Below are 22,382 nucleotides of genomic sequence, written 5' to 3' on the forward strand. Positions count from 1 at the left end.
AAGCCATGCGGCGCGGTGGCGTCTGGTAGGCCGCTATCGGGAGCAAGCCCCCTCCCACATTTGACTGCATTCACAGTTCAACATGTGGGAGGGGGCTTGCTCCCGATGCAGGCGACGCGGTCTCAGGTAATCGGCGCCGGGTTGAAGAGGGTAATGTCGTTATGCAGCTTGTGATGCTCGGCCCAGGTCTGTTTCTTGCCGCTGGCGACGTCCAGGTAGAAGTGGAACAACTCCCAGCCCAGTTCCTCGATGCTCGCACGCCCGGTGGCGATGCGCCCGGCGTCGATGTCGATCAGGTCCGGCCAGCGCTGCGCCAGCTCCGTGCGCGTCGACACCTTGACCACCGGCGCCATCGCCAGCCCGTAGGGCGTGCCGCGTCCGGTGGTGAACACGTGCAGGTTCATGCCCGCCGCCAGTTGCAAGGTGCCACACACAAAGTCGCTGGCCGGCGTCGCGCAAAAGATCAGGCCCTTGCTCTTGAAGCGCTCGCCGGGGCCCAGCACGCCGTTGATCGCGCTGCTGCCGGACTTGACGATGGAGCCCAGGGACTTCTCGACAATGTTCGACAACCCGCCCTTCTTGTTGCCCGGCGTGGTGTTGGCACTGCGGTCGGCCTCGCCCTTGGCCAGGTAACGGTCGTACCAGTCCATTTCCCGCACAAGCTCCTGGGCAATTTCCTTCGTTTGCGCGCGCGACGTGAGCAGGTAGATGGCATCACGGACTTCGGTCACTTCGGAAAACATCACCGTGGCGCCGGCCCGCAACAGCAGGTCCGAGGCATAGCCCAGCGCCGGGTTGGCGGTGATGCCGGAGAACGCATCGCTGCCGCCGCACTGCATACCCAGGATCAGCTCGGACGCCGGCACGGTTTCGCGGCGGCGCTGGTCGAGTTTTTTCAGGCGGGTTTCGGCCAGCGCCATGATCTGCTCGATCATTTCGGTGAACCCGTGACTGGAATCCTGTAGCCGATACAGCCACGGCTCGCTCAGGTCGACCGAGCTGTCGTTCTCATGCATCACCTGCCCGGCCTGCAGTTTCTCGCAGCCCAGGCTGATCACCAGCGCTTCGCCGCCCAGGTTCGGGTTGCGCGCCAGGTTGCGCACGGTGCGGATCGGGATGTAGGCATCCGTCGCCGTGATCGCCACACCGCAGCCGTAGCTATGGGTCAGCGCCACCACATCATCGACATGAGGATACTTGGGCAGCAGTTCGTCCTTGATGCGCTTGACCGCGTGGTCGAGTACACCGGTGACGCACTGCACCGTGGTGGTGATGCCGAGGATATTACGCGTGCCCACGGTACCGTCGGCGTTGCGATAGCCCTCGAACGTGAACCCTTGCAAAGGCGCCTGGGCTTCGGGCACCTCGGTGGACAGTGGCAGGCTGTACAATGGCGGCGCGGTGGGCATGCGCAGCTGGTCTTCCTGCACCCAACTGCCGCGCGGGATCGGCGCCAGGGCGTAACCGATGGTCTGGCCATAGCGAATGATCTGACCGCCTTCGGGAATATCTTCCAGGGTCACCTTGTGGCTCTGGGGGATGAAATCCACGGTGACCAGGCCGTCCGGGAACTCGGTCCCGGCCGGGACGCCCTGGTCATTGACCACGATCACCACGTTGTCGCGCTCGTGCAAACGGATCGAGCGCGGCGAGTCGGCATGTTCAATCAATTGCATCACGGGGCCTCTCAGGAATGCGCTTCGGTTAGGTTGGTCAACGCTGGCCCCTTGCTTGGGGGCTCTTTGAGGACTACACGCTTGATCGGACCGACGATGACCAGGTAGCTGAACACCGCCACCAGTGCGTTGGCACCGACGAACACCAGCGCCCATTTGAACGAGCCGGTGGTGCTGATGATGTAGCCGATCACGATGGGCGTGGTGATCGACGCCAGGTTACCGAAGGTGTTGAACAAGCCGCCACTGAGGCCGGCGATCTGTTTGGGCGAGGTGTCGGACACCACCGCCCAACCCAGTGCGCCAACGCCTTTGCCGAAGAAGGCCAGGGCCATGAAGCCCACCACCATCCATTCGATATCCACGTAGTTGCAGGCCACGATGCTGCTGGAAATCAGCAGGCCGCCAATGATCGGCGCCTTGCGCGCAAAGGTCAGCGAGTGGCCCTTGCGCAGCAGGTAGTCGGAAATCACCCCGCCCAGCACACCGCCGATAAAGCCGCAGATGGCCGGCAACGAGGCGATGAAACCGGCCTTGAGGATGGTCATGCCACGGTCCTGCACCAGGTACACCGGAAACCATGTCAGGAAGAAGTAGGTGATGCCGTTGATGCAGTACTGGCCCAGGTACACGCCGAGCATCATGCGGTTGGTCAGCAACTGGCGGATGTAGTCCCACTTCGGACCGTCGGTTTTCTTGCCTTTGCCCTTGTCCTGATCCATGTCGACCATCGCGCCATTGGCCGCAATGTAATCGAGCTCGGCGGCGTTGATCATCGGGTGCTGGCGCGGGCTGTGGATCACTTTCAGCCAGACCAGCGAGAAGACGATGCCGATCACGCCCATCACGATAAACACGTGCTGCCAGCCGAAGCTGTAGACGATCCAGCCCATCAGCGGCGCGAATAACACCGTGGCAAAGTACTGCGCCGAGTTGAAGATCGCCGAGGCCGTGCCGCGCTCGGCCGTGGGAAACCACGCCGCCACGATACGGGCATTGCCGGGGAACGAAGGCGCTTCGGCCAGGCCCACCATGAAACGCAGCATGAACAGCGCGACCACGGCGGTGGAGATACCGAATTCACCGACATAGCCTTGCAGCACCGTGAACAGCGACCAGGTGAAGATGCTCAAGGCATAGACTTTCTTCGAGCCAAACCGGTCGAGCAACCAGCCACCGGGAATTTGCCCGGCCACGTAGGCCCAACCGAATGCAGAGAAGATATAACCGAGGGTGACCGCGTCGATGCCGAGGTCTTTTTGCAGGCTGGAGCCGGCGATGGCGATGGTGGCCCGGTCGGCGTAGTTGATCGTGGTCACCAGGAACAGCATGAGCAGGATCAAATAGCGGACATGGGTCGGCTTGGTCGCTTGCATGTAGAAGTACTCCCACTAATTATTTTTTTTGCGGGTAATCAAGTTGTGCTGCGTGCACCGCTTCATGTGGGAGCTGGCTTGCCTGCGATACAGGCACCGCGGTGTGTCAGGCACACTCCGGTAATGCTATCGCAGGCAAGCCAGCTCCCACACCAGGCAGGCGCCACAGGTGTTGCGTATTACGAACCGATGTAGCTGGTCTTCACCACGGTGTAGAACTCTTGTGCATAGCGGCCCTGCTCGCGTGAACCATAGGATGAGCCTTTACGGCCACCGAACGGCACGTGATAGTCCACGCCGGCAGTTGGCAGGTTGACCATCACCATCCCGGCCTGGGAGTGGCGCTTGAAGTGGTTGGCGTACTTCAGGGACGTGGTCGCAATGCCCGCCGACAGACCGAACTCGGTGTCGTTGGCCATCGCCAGTGCCGCTTCGTAGTCCGTCACACGTACCACGTTGGCGACTGGGCCGAAGATTTCTTCACGGCTGATGCGCATGGCGGCTTCGCTGTCGGCAAACAGCGTCGGCGCCAGGTAGTAGCCTTCAGTGTCGCAGGTCACCAGACCGCCACCGCTCACCAGCCGCGCACCTTCGCTCTGGCCGATGTCGATGTACTTCAGGTCCTGGTCCAGTTGGGCCTGAGACACAACCGGGCCGATGTCGGTGCCGCTTTTGAGAGCGTGGCCGACCTTGATCGACTTCATGCGCTCGGCCATCGCCGCGACGAACTGGTCGTGAATACCGGCGGTGACGATCAGGCGGCTCGATGCGGTGCAGCGCTGGCCGGTGGAGTAAAACGCGCTCTGCACGGACAGCTCGACGGCCTGCTTGAGGTCGGCGTCATCGAGAATGATCTGCGGGTTCTTGCCGCCCATTTCCAATTGCACCTTGGCCTGGCGCGACACGCAACTGACGGCGATCTGGCGCCCGACACCCACGGAGCCGGTGAAGCTGATGCCATCGACTTTCGGGCTGTTGACCAGCACGTCACCGACCACGCGACCGCTGCCCATCACCAGGTTGAACACACCGGCAGGGAAGCCCGCGCGCGAGATGATCTCGGCCAGGGCCCAGGCGCAGCCGGGTACCAGTTCAGCCGGTTTGATCACCACGCAGTTGCCGTAGGCCAGGGCCGGGGCGATTTTCCAGGCGGGGATGGCAATCGGGAAATTCCACGGGGTGATCAGGCCAACCACGCCCAGGGCTTCGCGGGTCACTTCAACGTTGACGCCCGGGCGTACCGACGGCACGTAGTCGCCGGACAGGCGCAGGCATTCACCGGCAAAGAACTTGAAGATATTGCCGGCGCGGGTCACTTCACCGATGGCCTCGGGCAGGGTCTTGCCCTCTTCCCGGGCCAGCAGGGTACCGAGTTCTTCACGGCGTGCGAGGATTTCGCTGCCGACTTTATCCAGCGCATCATGGCGCGCCTGGATGCCGGAGGTGGACCACGCCGGGAACGCAGCGCGGGCGGCGTCGATGGCCGCATTGACCTGAGCGAGATCGGCCTTGGCGTATTCACCAATGACATCGGACAACTCCGACGGGTTGAGGTTGGTGCAATAGTCGGCACCGGCTACCCATTGGCCATTAATGTAGTTTTCAAAACGCTTTGCTTGGGACACGAATCTTCTCCTGACGCAAAAGGCCGCTGATTGCTCAGCGGCCTTGTTGATAAGTTATTGCGGGCCTTGCTTGTCGATCAGCGCGGCCAGGGCCTCGTATTCTTCCGGCAGCAGGTCGGTCAGCGGCGTGCGCACCGGGCCTGCGTCGTAGCCGGCGATCTTCGCACCCGCCTTGACGATGCTCACGGCGTAGCCGGCCTTGCGATTACGAATATCAAGGTACGGCAGGAAGAAGTCGTCGATGATTTTGCCAACGGTGGCGTGGTCGTCTTTGGCAATCGCGTGGTAGAAGTCCATCGCGGTTTTCGGGATGAAGTTGAACACCGCCGAGGAGTACACCGGCACGCCCAGGGCCTTGTAGGCAGCGGCGTAAACCTCTGCAGTCGGCAGGCCGCCGAGGTAGCTGAAACGGTCGCCCAGACGACGGCGGATCGACACCATCAACTCGATGTCACCCAGGCCGTCCTTGTAGCCGATCAGGTTCGGGCAGCGCTCGGCCAGGCGCTCCAGCAGCGGCGCAGTCAGGCGGCAGACGTTGCGGTTGTACACCACGACGCCGATCTTGACCGATTTGCACACGGCCTCAACGTGGGCGGCAACCCCGTCCTGGCTGGCTTCGGTGAGGTAATGCGGCAGCAGCAGCAGGCCTTTGGCACCGAGGCGCTCGGCCTCCTGGGCGTATTCGATGGCCTGGCGCGTCGCACCGCCCACACCGGCGAGAATCGGCACGCTGGAGGCGCAGGTATCGACTGCGGTTTTCACCACCTGGGAGTATTCGCTGGCGGCCAGGGAAAAAAACTCACCGGTGCCGCCGGCGGCGAACAGGGCCGTGGCGCCGTAGGGGGCCAGCCACTCGAGACGCTTGATGTAACCCGCCTGGTGGAAATCACCCTGGGCGTTGAAATCGGTCACCGGGAAAGACAGCAGACCGTGGGAGAGGATGGACTTCAGTTCTTGTGGATTCATTATTCGAACACCCTGGGCGAAGACTTTCTGTCGAAAGGTTATTGTTGGTTGTGATGATGTCGTACGTCATCGTACAACTATAAAAGGATTCGTCAACTGCAATTCATCGCAACGGGGGTGCAGCGGGATTTTCCAGACAATGGAAGTCAATGAGGGAGGGGGCTTGCTCTGATGCCAGTCAGTTAAGCGCAGATCCCCTGTGCGAGCGGCGGTGCGACGATTCGACTTGCCCGCGAAAGCGGTGGGTCTTCAACATCAATGTTTGCTGGGCCGACGCCATCGGGAGCAAGCCCCCTCCCACATTTTGTACAGCGTTCGCAAACCATTCCGGTCGGCTCTCAGGCCGCCGCGCTTTTGCTTTTGATCTGGAAGCGCCCCGTCAAACACGCTGGCCGAACGCAGGCTTTGGAGCGTGGGTAACCCGGCAGGACGCCGGGTTAGCTGCGCTGGGCCAAGGATGGCCCATCGCGGCGGCCCACGCTCCAAAGCCTGCGTTCGGGCACACCGAGCCTGGGCGAGGTGCCGAGTGTTGGGGCAAGAGCGTTTTGCTTACTTTTGCGCTTTTCAAAAGTGAGCCGCCGTAAGGGCGGAACCCTAAGTCGCCTTTACCGCAGCACCGGATATGCACACCGAAAAATCGCCATCGCAGGCAAGCCCGCTCCCACATTTTGACCGCATGCAACCTCTGCTTCAGTTGCGCTGCGCCTCTGCCTCTTCATGGGCATGGCGCAGGCGTTCGCGGCTGTTGGTCAGGTGCAGGCGCATCGCGGCGCGTGCTGCGTCCGAATCCTGGCGGGCGATGGCGTCGTAGATTTCTTCGTGTTCGCGGCTCAGGCGGACCATGTAATGCTGCTGGTCGTCATGGGCCAGACGCGCCGAATTCAGGCGGGTGCGCGGAATGATGCTGGTACCCAGGTGGGTCATGATGTCGGTGAAGTAACGGTTGCCGGTGGACAGGGCGATTTCCAGGTGAAACGCAAAGTCCGAGGCAACCGCATCGCCGGCGTGGGCGGCGCTCTCGTTGAGCGCGTCGAGGGCAGCGCGCATGGCCGCCAGTTGCTCATCGCTACGGCGCAAGGCTGCCAGGCCCGCCGACTCCACTTCCAGGCTGATACGCAACTCGAGGATCGCCAGTACGTCACGCAAGGTCACCACGGTGGCCGGGTCAATGCGAAAGCCGCTGGGGCTTGGCGTATCCAGCACAAACGTGCCGATGCCGTGGCGGGTCTCCACCTGCCCCGCCGCCTGCAGGCGCGAGATGGCTTCGCGCACCACCGTGCGGCTGACGCCATGGGCGTCCATGATCGCCGACTCGGTGGGCAACTTGTCACCGCGCTTGAGCTGGCCGTCACGGATCTGCTCGGACAACACCGTGACCAATTCCTGGGCAAGGCTGCGGCGCTTGCGGGGAAGACGAGGGGCGGTGCTGGCGTTTTCCATGATGAATCATCTTTCTCGGTGAGCTTGAGCACGCATCATAGCCCATGGTGGTTGTACGATCACCGTCCAGGCGCGACTTTCACCCCTATCCTGCGCGCAAAAAAATGCCCCGACACACGCCGGGGCATTGATTCAGTGCGTCCGCAAGGACAAACCTTTTACTTCACCACTTTCAAGCTCGGCCGGCCGCTGGGGCGCGGGGGTTCCGAATCCGGCGGCGGTAGATCACTACCGCCCTCGCCTTCGATGGACGGCTCGTCCTCGAAAGGCGATTCCAGATCGAAGACCATGCCCTGGCCATTTTCCCGGGCGTAGATGCCGAGGATGGCGCCAATCGGCACGAACAGCGTATGCGGCACACCGCCGAAACGCCCTTCGAAGCTCACGGCTTCGTTGTCCATGTGCAGGTGGCGCACGGCACTGGGTGATACGTTCAGCACAATTTGTCCGTCACTGGCAAAACCCTGCGGCACATCCACCTTGGGGAATTCGGAATTGACCAGCATGTGCGGGGTGCAATCATTGTCCACAATCCACTCGTAGAGCGCGCGGACCAAATAGGGTCGACTGGAGTTCATCAACGGCTCCTTAGGCCTTAGCGCATGTCGCGTTCGACACCAGACAGACTCGCCTGGAAAGCCTCACGCGCAAATTGGCGCTCCATGTAATCAAGCAACGGCTTGGCCGGCCGTGGCAGTTCAATGCCCAGAATCGGCAAGCGCCAGAGTATGGGTAATAGGCAGCAATCCACCAAACTTTGTTCCTCGCTGAGGAAAAAAGGTTTATCCGCGAACAACGGCGAAACGCCTGTCAGGCTCTCGCGCAATTCCTTGCGCGCCACGACACGGGCGGCCTCTTTGCTGCGCGAATCGAGGATCACATCCACCAGCCCGCACCAATCGCGCTGGATCCGATGAATCAGCAGGCGGCTGTTGGCACGCGCCACCGGATACACCGGCAGCAAAGGCGGATGCGGGTAACGCTCATCCAGGTATTCCATCACCACGGTCGACTCCCACAACGCCAGGTCACGATCGACCAGGGTGGGCAAGCTGCCGTAAGGGTTCACTTCGATCAGCTTCGGCGGATGACGACCCGCTTCCACACTGATGATCTCGGCGCTGACACCCTTCTCTGCGAGCACGATGCGTACTCGGTGGGAATAGTGGTCGGCGGGGTCGGAGTAACAGGCCAACCGGTTGGTCACGCCCATGGCGGTCCTCCTCGCTTGTTGAAATTATCGAAAGCTCAAAAACGAGCGCGCCCAGGGGGATTCTCTGCAGCACCCGGTTCAACCGGGTCGCCGTGTAGTCAGAGAAGCCGCTGGGCGCGCAAGATTAACAGCAATTGCTCACGGTTGGATCAATGCACATCCTTCCAGTATTCACGTTTGAGCAGATAGGCGAATACAAAGAAGAAAGCCAGGTAAAGCAAGACGTACGTACCGATGCGCTGGTGCTGCAATTTGACCGGGTTGGCCGAGTAGGCCAGGAAGGTCACCAGGTTTCTGACCTTCTCGTCAAACTGCGCTTCACTCAGCTTACCGGTGTTGGGCACGATGGTCAGTTGATCACACGCTTGGTGGGTCAGCGGCGTGCCGGTCAACGGATCATAGTGCTTCTTGCCGTCTTCAACGACCTGAACCTGCGTGCATCCTAACACCTGGCGACCCTGCAGGCCGACCAGAACGTTCGGCATGCCCACATTCGGGGAGACCTTGTTGTTCACGCCCCATGGCCGGGCCGTGTCTTCGTAGAACGACGTGAGGTAGCCGTACAGCCAATCGGTGCCACGAACCCGGGCCACCAGGGTCAGGTCGGGCGGTGCCGCGCCAAACCAGGCCTTGGCGTCCGCAGGCTGCATGCCGATGTCCATGTGGTCGCCGATCCTGGCGCCGGTGAACACCAGCTTCTCCAGCATCAGCGCGTGAGGGATGCCCAAGTCGTCGGCCACGCGCTCATAGCGCTGGTACTTGGCGCTGTGGCAGCCCATGCAATAGTTGACGAAGGTGCGCGCGCCGTCCTGCATGGCGGCCTTGTCGGACACGTCGATGTCGACGTGCTCCAACGGCGCGCCCTGCTCGGTGGCGCAGGCCAGCAGCGGCAGCGCCGCCACCATCAATGCCACGAATAGTTTTTTCATCGGCCCGTCACCCTTTCCGGTACCGGTTTGGTTTTCTCGAACCGGGTGTAGAACGGCATCAGCATGAAGTAGGCGAAGTACAGAAAGGTGCAGACCTGTGCCAGCACCGTGCGCCCAGGCGTCGGCGCCAGTAGCCCCAGCACGCCCAGGGTCACGAAGGAAATGCAGAACAGCCACAGCCAGATCCTGCTCAGCCAGCCCTTGTAGCGCATGGACTTGACTGCACTGCGGTCAAGCCAGGGCAGCACGAACAACGCGGCGATGGCCGCGCCCATGGCAATCACGCCCATGAGTTTGTCGGGGATGGCGCGCAGGATCGCGTAGAACGGCGTGAAGTACCACACCGGAGCAATGTGCTCAGGCGTCTTGAACGCGTTGGCAGGCTCGAAGTTGGGCTTCTCGAGGAAATAACCACCCATTTCCGGGAAAAAGAACACGATCAAGCAGAACACGAACAGGAATACCACCACGCCCACAAGGTCTTTCACGGTGTAGTACGGGTGAAACGGAATACCGTCCAGCGGGATGCCGTTCTCGTCCTTGTGCTGCTGGATGTCCACACCATCCGGGTTGTTGGACCCCACTTCATGCAGCGCCAGAATGTGCAGCACCACCAGACCCAGGATCACGATCGGCAGGGCCACTACGTGCAGGGCGAAGAAACGGTTCAGGGTGATGCCGGAGACCAGGTAGTCGCCCCGGATCCACTGGGCCAGGTCGCTGCCAATCACCGGGATCGCGCCGAACAGCGAGATGATCACCTGGGCGCCCCAGTACGACATCTGCCCCCATGGCAGCAGGTAACCCATAAAGGCTTCGGCCATGAGCGCAAGGTAGATCAGCATGCCAAACACCCACACCAGCTCGCGGGGCTTCTGGTAGGAACCGTAGAGCAAGCCACGGAACATGTGCAGGTAGATGACGATAAAGAACATCGAAGCGCCCACGGCATGCAGCAGGCGAATGATGGCTCCGTGGTTGACGTCACGCATGATGCCTTCAACGGAGGCGAACGCCTCTTCAGCCGTGGGTGTGTAGCTCATCGTCAGCCAGACGCCGGTGATGATCTGATTGAACAGCACCAGCAGCGCCAGGGAGCCGAAGAAGTAAAAGAAGTTGAAGTTTTTCGGCGCGTAATACTTGCTGAGGTGGTCTTCCCACATTTTGGTGGCGGGGAAGCGCGCGTCGATCCAGTCCATGAACTTGCTCATCACCCATTCTCCTTGTCGAGGCCAATGACAATCAGGTCGTCCGTTTCGTAGGAATGCGGCGGCACGGGCAGGTTCAGCGGCGCAGGCTGGGACTTGTAGACGCGCCCGGCGAGGTCGTAGTGGGAACCGTGACACGGACAGAAGTAGCCGCCGACCCAGTCCTTGCCCAGGTCGATCGGTGCTACTTCAGGGCGAAAGGAAGGTGAGCAACCCAGGTGAGTACACAGACCAACCAGCAGCAGAATCTCGGGCTTGATCGAACGCACTTCATTCCTGGCGTAGGCGGGCTGGTCGGAATGCTCGGAGGTGGGGTCAGACAGCCGGCCGTCCAGGGTTTTCAGGTTCCTCAGGATTTCCTCGGTACGGCGCACAATGAACACCGGCTGGCCGCGCCACTCGGCAATCATCTGCTGCCCTGGCTCGATCTTGCTGACATTCACCTTCACCGGCGCGCCCGCAGCTTTCGCCTTGGCACTGGGGAACCATGACCCCACGAACGGAACCGCAGCACCGACCGCTCCTGCAGCGCCCACCACGGAGGTGGCTGCTACCAGGAAGCGGCGCCGGCCTGCATTCACGCCGTCATTGCTCATTCAGTCCTCTCCCCATCGGCTCTATAGCCTGCTAAATCAGGCACCTGCTCAGTGTTGAATGTCTGTCTGTAAAAATGTTGTCGGATGGTAGTTAAAAGCCAGACTGATGAATAGGGAATGTCCCTGAGCCCAGCCGGCAGCCCTTGAAGTATAAGGACGCGGCATGTTGTCACGGCAAAAAATACGAAAAATCCGGGCAATAAAAAACGCCCAGCTCCGTGAGGAGACTGGGCGTTTTTGTGGAACGTAAAGCGAATTAACGCTTCGAGTACTGCGGACGCTTACGCGCTTTACGCAGACCGACTTTCTTACGTTCAACTTCACGGGCATCGCGAGTCACGAAGCCAGCTTTGCGCAGAGCGCCACGCAGGGTTTCGTCGTACTGCATCAGAGCGCGAGTGATACCGTGGCGGATTGCGCCAGCCTGACCACTTACACCGCCACCGATAACGGTGACGTAGATGTCGAACTTTTCAACGGTCTCGGTCAGTTCCAGCGGCTGACGAACTACCATGCGGGCAGTTTCGCGACCGAAGAAATTTTCCAGAGTGCGGTTGTTGATCGAGATGTTACCAGTGCCCGGACGCAGGAAAACGCGTGCGGTTGCGGTTTTGCGACGGCCAGTGCCGTAATTTTGAGTCGCCGACATAATGAACTATTCCGTTAAAACTTCAGTTCTTGGGGCTGCTGAGCAGCATGAGGGTGTACAGCGCCCGCATAGACTTTCAGCTTGCGAAACATATCGCGACCCAGTGGGCCCTTCGGCAGCATGCCTTTGACCGCGATTTCGATCGGGGCTTCAGGCTTCTTGGAGATCAGGCCTTCAAAGTTGGAAGACTTGATACCGCCTGGGAAACCGGAGTGACGGTAGTACATTTTGTCTTGCGCTTTGTTGCCGGTAACACGTACCTGCTCAGCGTTGATGATCACGATGTAGTCACCGGTATCAACGTGAGGGGTGTACTCAGGCTTGTGCTTGCCACGCAGACGGCTGGCGACTTCAGTGGCCAGACGACCCAGGGTCTGACCAGCGGCGTCGACGACAAACCAGTCGCGCTGAACTGTTTCCGGTTTTGCAGTAAAAGTTGTCATTCTTTAATAGCCTCAGGGGCCGCCCTGTAAATTAGACGGCGGATCTTACTGAATAGTGCGTACTTTGACAAGTCAAAGGCAGCCGGATACAGACGCTATCGGGGGCTCGGGTCGGCGCGTCCGTTCAACGGCAAGATTCTTCGGCAGACGGCGCATCACTTCCACTGCAGAAAGAGGTGGGCAATTATGCAGATTGCGAAAAAAAATTCAACCTGCTTTTATGATTGTTTTCCCTGCAAGGAGTACCCGATGGATTATCGACAGCTGGGCCGTACGGATCTGAACGTGAGCGCGATAGCCCTGGGCACCATGACCTGGGGTGAGCAGAACAGCGAGGCAGAGGCTTTCGCACAGATCGAGCGGGCCAAGGCGGCCGGGATCAACTTCCTCGATACCGCCGAAATGTACCCGGTGCCGCCCAAGGCCGACACCTATGCCACCACCGAGCGGTATATCGGCAACTACTTCAAAAGCCGCGGCGACCGGGCCGACTGGATCCTCGCCAGCAAGATCGCCGGCCCCGGCAACGGTATCGACTATATCCGCGACCGTAACCTCAAACACAACCGCACCCACATCGTCCAGGCGCTGGACGCCAGCCTCAAGCGCCTGCAAACCGACTGGATCGATCTGTATCAACTGCACTGGCCGGAGCGCAACACCAACTTCTTCGGCAAGCTGAGCTACCAGCACGAGGATCAGCCGGACATCACCCCACTGGAGGAAACCCTCGAAGCGCTGGACGAGCAGGTCAAGGCCGGCAAGATCCGCCACATCGGCCTGTCCAACGAAACCCCATGGGGCACCATGAAATTCCTGGCCCTGGCCGAAGCCCGCGGCTGGCCGCGCGCGGTGTCGATCCAGAACCCCTACAACCTGCTCAACCGCAGCTTTGAAGTAGGCTTGGCGGAAGTGGCGATTCGCGAACAGTGCGGCTTGCTGGCCTACTCGCCGCTGGCGTTCGGCATGCTCAGCGGCAAATATGAAAACGGCGCGCGCCCGGCCAAGGCGCGGCTGACGGAATACAGCCGCTTCAGCCGCTATTTCAACCCGCAGTCGGAAGCGGCATGCAGCCGCTATGTGGCGCTGGCACGGGAACACGGCCTGGACCCGGCGCAGATGGCCCTGGCGTTCGTCACGCAACAGCCGTTCGTGACCAGCAATATCATTGGCGCCACAAGCCTTGCACAACTGGACAGTAACATTGCCAGTGCCGGGCTGACGCTGTCGAAGGAAGTGCTGGAAGGGATTGAGGCGATTCAGAAGGAGCACCCTAACCCTGCACCCTGATTGATCAGTAGACCGCCATCGGGAGCAAGCCCCTTCCACACTTGATGTGTGAACACGCAGGGGAGCTGCTTTCGATGGCGTCACGGGGCACTGGACACACACGACGAAAAATAAGACGATCCAGCCGTCTGGTGACCACTTTCCCCTATAAGAATAAATGAAATCATGTCCAACCAAGCCTCCACGCCGTTGCGGCGCGTCAGCATCCTGGCCATTGACCGGGTGTTCGCGTCCACGCTCATGCAAGCCAAGGATTTCTTTCACCTCGCCAGCCTGCGCTACGGCAAACAGCAGGGTCTGGGCCTGACCCCGGGCTTCGAAACCCGCCTGGTCAGCCCCGACGGCCAACCGGTGCGCAGCTTCAGCGATGTGATCATGCCGGTGGACGGCGGCCTGGAAGACGCCGACATCATCGTGTTGCCGGCCTTCTGGGACGACTTCGAGACCCTGTGCACCCGCTACCCGCAAGTGCTGCCGTGGCTGCGCGAACAACACGCACGCGGCGCCGTACTCTGCGGCGAGGCCACCGGGGTGTTCTGGCTGGCCGAAGCCGGTCTGCTCGATGGCAAGGAGGCGACCACCTACTGGCGCTTCTTCACGGCCTTCAGCGAGCGCTTTCCCCAGGTGCACCTCAATCAGGACAAGCACCTGACCGACGCCGACAACCTGTATTGCGCCGGCGGCACCACCTCGGCCTGCGACCTCTACATCTACCTGATAGAACGCTTCTGCGGCGCCAATATCGCCCAGGCCGTGGCCCGCGACATCCTCTATGAGGTGCAGCGCAATTATTCGCCGGGACGCATTGGCTTTGGCGGGCAGAAGCTGCACCAGGACGTGATCATCCTGCAGATCCAGCACTGGCTCGAAGAGCATTTCGCCGACAAGTTTCGCTTCGAAGACGTGGCCCGCGAACACGGTATGAGCATTCGCAACTTCATGCGCCGCTTCCAGACCGCCACCGGCGACAAGCCGCTGCACTACCTGCAACGCCTGCGAATCGAGACGGCCAAGGGCCTGCTCTCGGGCAGCCGCAAGAGCATCAAGACCATCAGCTATGAGGTGGGGTATGACGATGCGAGCTTCTTCGCGCGGTTGTTCAGGCAGCACACCGAACTTTCACCGAACCAATACCGCCAGCAATTCCAGCAAGCGGCTTAATTGGGGATAGACACAAAACCAATGTGGGAGGGGGCTTGCTCCCGATAGCAGTCTGTCAGCCAATGATGCACTGACTGATTCACCGCTATCGGGGGCAAGCCCCCCCCACATTAAAACTCCACAGCTCTGGAAACTGCTTACGGCTTGTGCCCGCGCGACAGGAACTCGTGGGACTGCATCTCGAGCAAACGGCTCAGGGTGCGCTGGAACTCGAAATTAAGGCGACCGCCGGTGTAGAGATCCTTGAGCTCGACTTCCGCCGAGATGATCAGCTTGACGTTACGGTCGTAGAACTCATCGACCATGTTGATGAACCGCCGCGCAATATCGTCGGTGGTCACACTCATCTGTTCCACGCCGCTGAGGATCACCGCGTGGAAGATCTTGCCCAGTTCGATGTAGTCGTTCTGGCTGCGGGGGCCGTCGCACAGTTGGCGGAATTCGAACCAGGCCACGTCGTCGCAGGTACGCAAGGCGATGATTTCGCGGTTCTCGATCATCAGCTTGTCGTTTTCCACCGCCTGGGTGCATTCCGGCGTCAGCGCGCGGAAGCTTTTCTTCAGGCTTTCGTGGGCCGCTTCGTTCAACGGGAAGTGGAACAACTCCGCTTGCTCGAGATGACGCAGGCGGTAGTCGACGCCGCTGTCGACGTTGACGATTTCGGTGTTCTGCTTGATCAGCGCAATGGCCGGCAGGAAGCGTGCACGCTGCAGGCCGTCCTTGTACAAACCGTCGGGCACGATGTTCGAGGTGGCGACCAGGGTCACGCCGTTCTTGAACAACTCTTCCATCAAGGTGCCGAGGATCATCGCGTCGGTGATGTCGGAGACGAAGAATTCATCGAAGCAGATCACCTTGGCTTCGTCGGAAAAGCGCTTGGCAATGATGGTCAGCGGGTTTTTCTCGCCCGGCAGGGTTTTCATCTCTTCGTGCACGCGCTTCATGAAGCGGTGAAAGTGCGTGCGCACCTTTTCCTTGAACGGCAGCGCTTCGAAGAAGGTGTCCACCAGGTAAGTCTTGCCCCGGCCGACGCCGCCCCAGAAGTACAGGCCCTTGACCGGCGTCTGGTCTTTCTTGCCAAACAGCTTGCTGAGCATCCCGGGCTTGTTCTGCGAAGCCGCGACGAGGTCGTCGTACAGGCGCTGCAAATGACGCACGGCATTTTCCTGCGCCGCATCATGGAAGAATTCAGGGCGTTTCAGATCAGCTTGATATCGTTCTAGGGGCGTCATAATTTCGTTAGCAAGGCAACAAAAACGGGCCGTCACTGTAACGACGGCCCTGAATAATGGCAATCAACCCTTGGTCGGGTTAATCCTCGAGGGGGGTCAACGCAATGCGCAAGGCGGCGATGGCGGCATCGCGTGACGCTTCGTCGGCGAACTCGGCACTGTCGGCCACCGGGTTGCCGTCCAGCCATACGCTGAAGGCCAAGCCTTCATTGCGCACGTCCAGCGCGTCGCCGCTGTGCAATTGCTTGGTTACCGCGCCCGCCGCTTTGCCATCGGCGAAGTTGCGCGACAACAGCAACTGCTCGCCATCGGCGGCCAGGAGACGAAAGCGGAAACTGTCGTCTTCGCGGAAGCTTACAAAACGCGCGGTTTTCGCGGCTTTCTTTTTCGTGGCGACCGGTGCTGCAGCCTGCTCGACGAACGAACGCAGGCCAACGGCCTCGCGCAGTTCAGCCAGAAACGGTGCGGCCACGGCACGGGCCTTCTTCGCGCCCACCAGCAGCAGGTCTTCCATGTCCGACGGGCGCGACATCAACGTGTGATAACGCTCGCGGGCTTCGCCAAGCTGGCCGTCGAGCAGTTGGAACAGGCGGTTCTTCGCCTCGCCCCAGCCCAGGCCCTGTAATAACTCAGCGCGGAACTGTTCTTCCTCGGCCTTGCTGGCAAACGCCTGGTACAGGGTGAACAGGTGTGAATTGTCCGGATCCTTGGCTTCGCCCGGTGCGCGGGAATCGGTGACGATGCGCGAGATCGCGTCCTTCATGTCCTTGGCGCTGGTGAACAACGGGATGGTGTTGTCGTAGCTCTTGGACATCTTGCGGCCATCCAGGCCCGGCAAGGTGGCAACGCTTTCTTCGATCAGCGCCTCGGGCATGGTAAAAAACTCCTTGCCCTTGCCGAACAGGTGGTTGAAACGCTGGCCGATATCCCGGGCCATCTCCACGTGCTGGATCTGGTCGCGACCGACCGGCACCTTGTGCGCGTTGAACATCAGGATGTCCGCTGCCATCAGCACCGGGTAGCTGTACAGACCCATGCTGATGCCCGCATCCGGGTCCTCGCCGGCCTCCACGTTCTTGTCCACCGAAGCCTTGTACGCGTGGGCGCGGTTGAGCAGGCCTTTGGCCGCCACGCAGGTCAGCAGCCAGGTCAGCTCGGGGATTTCCGGGATGTCGGACTGGCGATAGAACGTCACCCGGTTCACATCCAGGCCACCGGCCAGCCAGGTCGCGGCGATTTCCATGCGCGAGCGCTGGATGCGCTGCGGGTCATCGCACTTGATCAGGGCGTGGTAGTCGGCCAGGAAATAGAAGGAGTCGGCATTGGCGTCCTGGCTGGCGAGGATCGCCGGGCGAATCGCACCGGCGTAGTTGCCCAGGTGCGGCGTGCCGGTGGTGGTAATGCCGGTGAGGATACGGGTACGAGTCGTCATGGGTAATCGCTTATCAGACTGCTGTCAATTCGAGAGGCGCGGCAGCACCAGATCCTTCAGATCGGTGAGCTTGCCATGAAAAAAGTGCCCGCATTCTGCCACTTTCAGCAGCTCATGGGGGCGATTCAAGGCAGCGGACCAGTCGTAGACGAGTTGCGGGTCGACCACTTCGTCGGTTTCCGGCTGGATCACGGTCAGCGGGCAACCCAACGGCAGCACATCGTTATCGCGTAGGCGCATCACCGCAGCGGCGACCATGAACAAATGCGCGAGTTGTTCGCCCCTGGCTTCCAGGCGCCCGCCGAGGCTGGCGGCCACATAACCGCCGAACGAAAAGCCGAGCAGGGTGATCGGCAGGTCAGGGTGTTTTTCCCGCAGCCAGGTGGCGGCCGCTTCGGCATCGTCGACTTCACCGGAGGCCATGTCATGGGTGCCAGCACTGGCGCCGACGCCACGGTAATTAAAACGCAGCGTAATCAAACCGGCATCGCGTGCAGTGCGTTGCAGGGTCGAAACGACTTTATTGAGCATGGTCCCGCCCTGCACCGGGTTGGGATGGCAGATCAGCGCCAGGCCGCGTGGCTCGGGGTGATCCAGGTACAGGGCTTCCAATTGGCCCACCGGGCCATCGATCAAAACGGGGGTTTCACGCATGAGCAAGAGATGAACTCCGTGACCTCTCAAAGGGTCGACTCGTCTAGCTAAAAGTCTGTGCATGGCATCATTGCGAGCTTAATCGCGGTATACAGCGCAGGTCCGAGCCGTTAACGTAAAGCAAAGCCGTTTATAGAGGAAGGACTCGTGGAACACTCGCTCTTAGTTTGGTTGTTGCCGACTCTTGCCCTGGTTGCCGGTGTCGCCATTGGATTCCTGGTTGCTCGCCTGCTGCCGAATGCCGCGCCTAACCGCACGCAGCGTCAGCTGGATGACATTCAGGAACGTTTTGACAGTTATCAGAACGAAGTTGTTACCCACTTCAACAGCACCGCGACCCTGGTCAAGAAACTCACCCAGAGCTACCAGGATGTACAGGATCATCTGGCCGATGGCGCCAACCGCCTGGCCCTGGATGACATCACCCGCCAGCGTCTGCTGGCCGCGCTGCATTCCGATGCACCGCAAGCGCCACGGGAACGCCTGACCCCACCCCGGGAAAACCAGGAGCCACCACGGGACTACGCGCCAAAAACGCCGAACGCCCCCGGCATGCTGGATGAGCATTACGGCTTGAAGAAGTAAGTCTTTTCAGGCACGACAAAAAGCCCGGCTGATCGATGATCAGCCGGGCTTTTTGTTTGAGACTCGCTTCTCCAACACAACAAAAATCAAATGTGGGAGGGGGCTCGCTCCCGATAGCAATGCATCAGTCAGCTCAGCTGTAACTGACACCCCGCTATCGGGAGCAAGCCCCCTCCCACCCTGACCGCAGCCAAGGTTCAGGAAACGGGTTGCTCCTGCAACCAGCCACCCTCGATCCGCACATGCCGCCCATGGAAGCGCTTGAGGCTGCTGCGATGGCCGACGCTGACGATGCTCAGCCCCGGCAGCTCATCGATCAAGGCTTGATACAGGCTGGCCTCATCCTCCTCATCCATGGCCGATGTCGCCTCGTCCATGTACAGCCACTGCGGCGCGAACAACAAGGCGCGGGCAAAAGCCAGACGCTGCTGCTCGCCGGGCGAAAGCATGCGCTGCCAATGGTTGGCCTCGTCCAGGCGCGCAACCAGCTGCGGCAGGCGGCAGGTTTCCAGCACCTGTGCATAACGTTCGGCCGTGTAGGCGCTGTCGTCCTGTGGATAACTCAACACCGCCTTCAACGTGCCGATCGGCAGGTAAGGCTTTTGCGGCAGGAACAGATAACGTGCCGCTGGCAGGCGAATACTGCCGTGACCCGCCGGCCACAAGCGGCCCATGGCACGCAGCAGGGTGCTCTTGCCGCTGCCGGAGCGACCGCTGAGCATCAGGCGCTGGCCCGGCTCGACAATCATGTTCGCATCGGTGAGCAAGTGACGGCCATCGGCCAGGTTCATGCCCAGGCCCTGCACCATCAAGCGTTCGCCTTCGGCATTCACCTCAATAGCGGCCGGACGCTGCTCGTTTTCGGTCATGGCTTGCTGGAAGCTCAACAAACGGTCGCTGGTGGCGCGCCAGGCGGCGAGGTCGGTGTAGGCACTGATAAACCAGCTGAAGTTGCCCTGCACGTTGCCGAACGCCGAGTTGATCTGCATCAGCTCGCCCAGCTCGATCTTGCCGGCGAAGTAACGCGGGGCCGCCACGATAAACGCGAACACGATAGCGATCTGCTCATAACCGGCGGTAAAAAAGGTCAGGCGCTTGGACACTTTCATGATGTCCCAGTAGTTGTGCCATACCCTGCCGAAGCGCGTCTTCAGGCGCTGGTTCTCGTTGGGCTCGCCGTTGTACAGGGCGATGCTCTCGGCATTCTCGCGCACCCGCACCATGGAGAAACGCAAGTCGGCTTCGAAGCGTTGCTGCTGGTTGCTCAAGCCGATCAAGCGACGCCCGATCAGGTGGGTCAACCAGCTGCCGACCCCGGCGTAGACCAGCGCACACCAGAACATGTACCCGGGGATGGTGAAACCGAACACTTCAATGCTGCCCGACACGCCCCACAGGATTACGGAAAACGACACCAGGCTGACGACGTTGCGCAGCAGTCCCAGACCCAGGCTCAAGGTGTTGGACGTGAAGCTGTTGAGGTCTTCGGAAATCCGCTGGTCGGGGTTGTCGGTGTAACCGCCCTGCTCCAGTTGGTAATAATTCTTGTGCGCCAGCCAGCGCGCGAAGTGTTTTTCGGTCAGCCAGGCGCGCCAGCGGATGGTCAGCATCTGCGTCAGGTACAAGCGGTAGACCGCACCGAGAATGGCCACCGTCGCGATCCCGCAAAAATAGCCGATCAGTTGCCAGAACGCGGCGGTGTCCTTCTTCTCCAGTGCGTTGTAGAAATCCTTGTACCAGTGGTTGATCCACACGGAGATCGCCACGCTGAACAGTGACAGCGCGATCACTGCCGCCAGCAACAACCACGCCCTGCCCTTCTCCTCACTGCGCCAATACGGCGTGATCATCGCCCAGGTTCGACGGAAGAATTGCCCATGCACGGCGTCATTGACCGCGGAATACTCTGCGTTCTGGTTCATCGTTCAGGCTCTGTAGGAAAAATGGCAGGCGTTTGAACCGATCATAAGGGATCGGTTCAAGGCTCCGTGCGGCCTGAGACGGGTCGTTCAGCTTAGGTTCAGCGGCGCACCGGACGCTTTTGCAACTTGCGTTGCAAGGTACGGCGATGCATGCCGAGGGCGCGGGCGGTGGCCGAGATATTGCCTTCGTGCTCGGTCAGTACACGCTGGATATGCTCCCACTGCAGGCGGTCCACCGACATCGGGTTTTCCGGCACCAGGGTGTCGAGGTCGGCGTGCTCGGAGAGCAGCGCGGCCAGCACGTCGTCGGCGTCGGCCGGCTTGCACAGGTAGTTGCAGGCGCCGCGCTTGATGGCCTCGACGGCGGTGGCGATGCTGGAGTACCCGGTGAGGATCACTACGCGCATTTCCGGGTCGAGTTCCAGCAGCTTGGGCAACAGCACCAGACCCGAGTCGCCGTCCATTTTCAGGTCGAGTGCGGCGTAGTCCGGCAGATCGGCCTGGGCGATGCTCAAGCCTTCTTCGGCGGAACCTGCGGTGCTCACGCGAAAGCCGCGACGGCTCATGGCGCGCGCCATCACGCGGGTAAAGGTGGCGTCGTCGTCTACCAGCAACAGGTGCGGCAGTTCTTCGCCTTCGACTTGAATCTCGTCACTCATCGCTATCTCCTCGTGCGACACGGGGCAGGCGCAGCTCGGTGAGCGTGCCACCTTCCTCATGACTGTAGAGTTTCACTGAGCCGCCCGCGCGGGTCACGCTGGCCTTGCTCAAAAACAGGCCCAGGCCGAAGCCTTTGCCCTTGGTGGTAAAGAAGGGTTTGCCGATCTGCTCGGCAATGGCCAGCGGCACGCCGGCGCCGTGGTCACGGATGCTGATGGTGACGTGTTCCGCGTCCCAGTCCAACTGCACGCCCAGGCCTTCGGGGCAGGCGTCGGCGGCGTTGTTCAACAGGTTGAGCAACGCCTGGGTGAGGTCAGGCGGCGGCGCCATGCGCGGCACGCTGCCCTGGCCCAGCAGGGTGAAGCGGTAACTGGCTTCGGGGCGCATCAGGTGCCAGCGGTTCAGGGCTTCGTCGAGCCATTGAGTGACGTCCTGCATCTGCACCGCCAGGCGGCGATTGGCTTCGGCGGCGCGCACCAGTTGCTGCAAGGTCAGCTTGCACTGCTTGACCTGCTCCTGCAGCACGCCGAGGTCGTCCTGCAAGGCCGGGTCATGATGATCCTGGGTCATTTCCTTGAGCAATACGCTCATGGTCGCCAACGGCGTACCCAGCTCATGGGCAGCGCCGGCGGCCTGGGTGGCGACGGCCAGCAGTTGCTGGTCGCGCAGGCCCTCTTCGCGGCGAATGGCACGCAGTTCTTCCTGGCGGCGCAGTTCTTCAGCCATGCGTGCGGCAAAAAAGGTGATGACCGCCGCCGACAGCGCAAAGCTCAACCACATCCCGTAGATCTGCAGGTTTTCCCGCGCGATGGGGAAGGTTTGCAACGGATAGAACTGGGCCAGCAGCAGGGTGTAGAGGGTCAGCGCAATCCCCGACAGCACCACCGAATAGCGCCATGGCAAGGTCACGGCGGCGATGGTCAGCGGCACCAGGTAATAGGAAACGAACGGGTTGGTGGAACCGCCGGAGAAATAAAGCAACACACTGTGGATAAACAGGTCGCAGGCCAACTGCAGCGCATACTCCAGCTCGGTGACCGGCCAGGTGGTACGCAACCGGATCACGGTAAACACGCACAACACCGTAGAGAACCCCAGCGTCACACCCAGCGGCAGCCAGGGCAGCGGCAGCAGATCGAACCAATAGGCGAGCCCCACGGAGCCGGCCTGTGCGGCCAGCACCAGGGTGCGGATAAACGTCAGGCGCCAGAGGTTCTGGCGGGTGGCGGAAGTCAGTTTTACGGCGGCGAGCATGGGCTCTCCCGATGAGCGCTGCAGGCGGATCGCCAGGAGTATAAACGAAGCAGCAGCGCAGACAGGGCGCG

21 protein-coding genes are annotated in these 22,382 nt (G+C 60.9%); 3 read left to right on the forward strand and 18 right to left on the reverse strand.

The annotated features are described in order from the left end of the window. Positions 1 to 122: 122 nt before the first annotated feature. The 12 genes from garD to rplM all read right to left on the reverse strand — a co-directional run bounded on the left by garD (position 123) and on the right by rplM (position 12,121). On the reverse strand, positions 123 to 1,676 hold the full coding sequence (gene garD / locus ACXX81_RS18450) for a galactarate dehydratase (protein WP_458572166.1): 1,554 nt from the start codon (positions 1,674 to 1,676) through the stop codon (positions 123 to 125). 11 nt (positions 1,677 to 1,687) lie between these two features. After that, complete coding sequence (locus ACXX81_RS18455; RefSeq protein ID WP_209988598.1) at positions 1,688 to 3,052, reverse strand: MFS transporter; 1,365 nt, start codon at positions 3,050 to 3,052, stop codon at positions 1,688 to 1,690. A gap of 179 nt (positions 3,053 to 3,231) precedes the next feature. Continuing rightward, entirely contained in the window at positions 3,232 to 4,677 is a 1,446-nt protein-coding gene (locus tag ACXX81_RS18460; RefSeq protein WP_458572167.1) for an aldehyde dehydrogenase family protein, read from the reverse strand. Positions 4,678 to 4,731: 54 nt separating this feature from the next. After that, positions 4,732 to 5,643 (reverse strand): 5-dehydro-4-deoxyglucarate dehydratase, encoded by a 912-nt coding sequence (kdgD, locus tag ACXX81_RS18465; RefSeq protein WP_209988592.1) that lies wholly within the window; start codon positions 5,641 to 5,643, stop codon positions 4,732 to 4,734. Positions 5,644 to 6,333: 690 nt separating this feature from the next. Next, a complete protein-coding gene (locus ACXX81_RS18470) occupies positions 6,334 to 7,083 on the reverse strand; it encodes a FadR/GntR family transcriptional regulator (RefSeq protein ID WP_004372242.1) in 750 nt (249 codons plus the stop codon). A 158-nt stretch (positions 7,084 to 7,241) separates the two neighbouring features. Then, on the reverse strand, positions 7,242 to 7,661 hold the full coding sequence (locus ACXX81_RS18475) for a ClpXP protease specificity-enhancing factor (protein ID WP_209988586.1): 420 nt from the start codon (positions 7,659 to 7,661) through the stop codon (positions 7,242 to 7,244). 17 nt (positions 7,662 to 7,678) lie between these two features. After that, entirely contained in the window at positions 7,679 to 8,296 is a 618-nt protein-coding gene (locus tag ACXX81_RS18480; RefSeq protein WP_032886246.1) for a glutathione S-transferase N-terminal domain-containing protein, read from the reverse strand. 149 nt (positions 8,297 to 8,445) lie between these two features. Further along, positions 8,446 to 9,225 carry a cytochrome c1 gene (locus tag ACXX81_RS18485; RefSeq protein ID WP_231422517.1) on the reverse strand — a complete coding sequence of 260 codons (780 nt, stop codon included), beginning with the start codon at positions 9,223 to 9,225 and terminating at the stop codon, positions 8,446 to 8,448. Further along, a complete protein-coding gene (locus tag ACXX81_RS18490; RefSeq protein ID WP_458572168.1) occupies positions 9,222 to 10,436 on the reverse strand; it encodes a cytochrome b in 1,215 nt (404 codons plus the stop codon). Before ACXX81_RS18490 ends, ACXX81_RS18485 begins: the two co-directional genes overlap by 4 nt. Then, positions 10,436 to 11,029, reverse strand: coding sequence for a ubiquinol-cytochrome c reductase iron-sulfur subunit (petA, locus tag ACXX81_RS18495; protein ID WP_458572169.1), 594 nt, complete (start codon positions 11,027 to 11,029; stop codon positions 10,436 to 10,438). The genes ACXX81_RS18490 and petA overlap by 1 nt, the downstream gene beginning before the upstream one ends. A gap of 256 nt (positions 11,030 to 11,285) precedes the next feature. After that, entirely contained in the window at positions 11,286 to 11,678 is a 393-nt protein-coding gene (gene rpsI, locus ACXX81_RS18500) for a 30S ribosomal protein S9 (RefSeq protein ID WP_003216038.1), read from the reverse strand. 14 nt (positions 11,679 to 11,692) lie between these two features. Then, complete coding sequence (gene rplM / locus ACXX81_RS18505; protein WP_003171742.1) at positions 11,693 to 12,121, reverse strand: 50S ribosomal protein L13; 429 nt, start codon at positions 12,119 to 12,121, stop codon at positions 11,693 to 11,695. Positions 12,122 to 12,370: 249 nt separating this feature from the next. Between rplM and ACXX81_RS18510 the strand changes: the two genes are divergently transcribed. Then, positions 12,371 to 13,411, forward strand: a complete 1,041-nt coding sequence (locus tag ACXX81_RS18510) for an NADP(H)-dependent aldo-keto reductase (protein ID WP_209988573.1) — start codon at positions 12,371 to 12,373, stop codon at positions 13,409 to 13,411. 240 nt (positions 13,412 to 13,651) lie between these two features. Next, positions 13,652 to 14,572, forward strand: coding sequence for a GlxA family transcriptional regulator (locus tag ACXX81_RS18515; protein WP_209990659.1), 921 nt, complete (start codon positions 13,652 to 13,654; stop codon positions 14,570 to 14,572). Between the two features lie 137 nt (positions 14,573 to 14,709). Here the strand turns inward: ACXX81_RS18515 and zapE are convergent, their stop codons facing one another. The 3 genes from zapE to ACXX81_RS18530 form a co-directional block, all read right to left on the reverse strand. Beyond that, a complete protein-coding gene (gene zapE, locus ACXX81_RS18520; RefSeq protein ID WP_322212649.1) occupies positions 14,710 to 15,804 on the reverse strand; it encodes a cell division protein ZapE in 1,095 nt (364 codons plus the stop codon). A 79-nt stretch (positions 15,805 to 15,883) separates the two neighbouring features. Beyond that, positions 15,884 to 17,236 carry a tryptophan--tRNA ligase gene (locus tag ACXX81_RS18525; RefSeq protein WP_209988570.1) on the reverse strand — a complete coding sequence of 451 codons (1,353 nt, stop codon included), beginning with the start codon at positions 17,234 to 17,236 and terminating at the stop codon, positions 15,884 to 15,886. A 24-nt stretch (positions 17,237 to 17,260) separates the two neighbouring features. After that, positions 17,261 to 17,890 carry an alpha/beta hydrolase gene (locus ACXX81_RS18530; protein WP_231422512.1) on the reverse strand — a complete coding sequence of 210 codons (630 nt, stop codon included), beginning with the start codon at positions 17,888 to 17,890 and terminating at the stop codon, positions 17,261 to 17,263. A gap of 147 nt (positions 17,891 to 18,037) precedes the next feature. On the opposite strand from ACXX81_RS18530, the gene ACXX81_RS18535 reads away from it, so the two are divergent. After that, the gene (locus tag ACXX81_RS18535; protein WP_004372274.1) at positions 18,038 to 18,475 is read left to right on the forward strand and encodes a Z-ring associated ZapG family protein; all 438 of its coding nucleotides are present in this window, start codon (positions 18,038 to 18,040) and stop codon (positions 18,473 to 18,475) included. Positions 18,476 to 18,672: 197 nt separating this feature from the next. Here the strand turns inward: ACXX81_RS18535 and ACXX81_RS18540 are convergent, their stop codons facing one another. The 3 genes from ACXX81_RS18540 to ACXX81_RS18550 form a co-directional block, all read right to left on the reverse strand. After that, positions 18,673 to 20,397, reverse strand: coding sequence for an ABC transporter ATP-binding protein/permease (locus ACXX81_RS18540; RefSeq protein ID WP_209988563.1), 1,725 nt, complete (start codon positions 20,395 to 20,397; stop codon positions 18,673 to 18,675). Positions 20,398 to 20,495: 98 nt separating this feature from the next. Next, a complete protein-coding gene (locus ACXX81_RS18545) occupies positions 20,496 to 21,056 on the reverse strand; it encodes a response regulator transcription factor (RefSeq protein ID WP_004372278.1) in 561 nt (186 codons plus the stop codon). Further along, entirely contained in the window at positions 21,049 to 22,311 is a 1,263-nt protein-coding gene (locus ACXX81_RS18550) for an ATP-binding protein (protein ID WP_209988561.1), read from the reverse strand. The genes ACXX81_RS18545 and ACXX81_RS18550 overlap by 8 nt, the downstream gene beginning before the upstream one ends. Between the last annotated feature and the right edge of the window lie 71 nt (positions 22,312 to 22,382).

The sequence above is a fragment of the Pseudomonas sp. GNP013 genome (assembly GCF_054343995.1).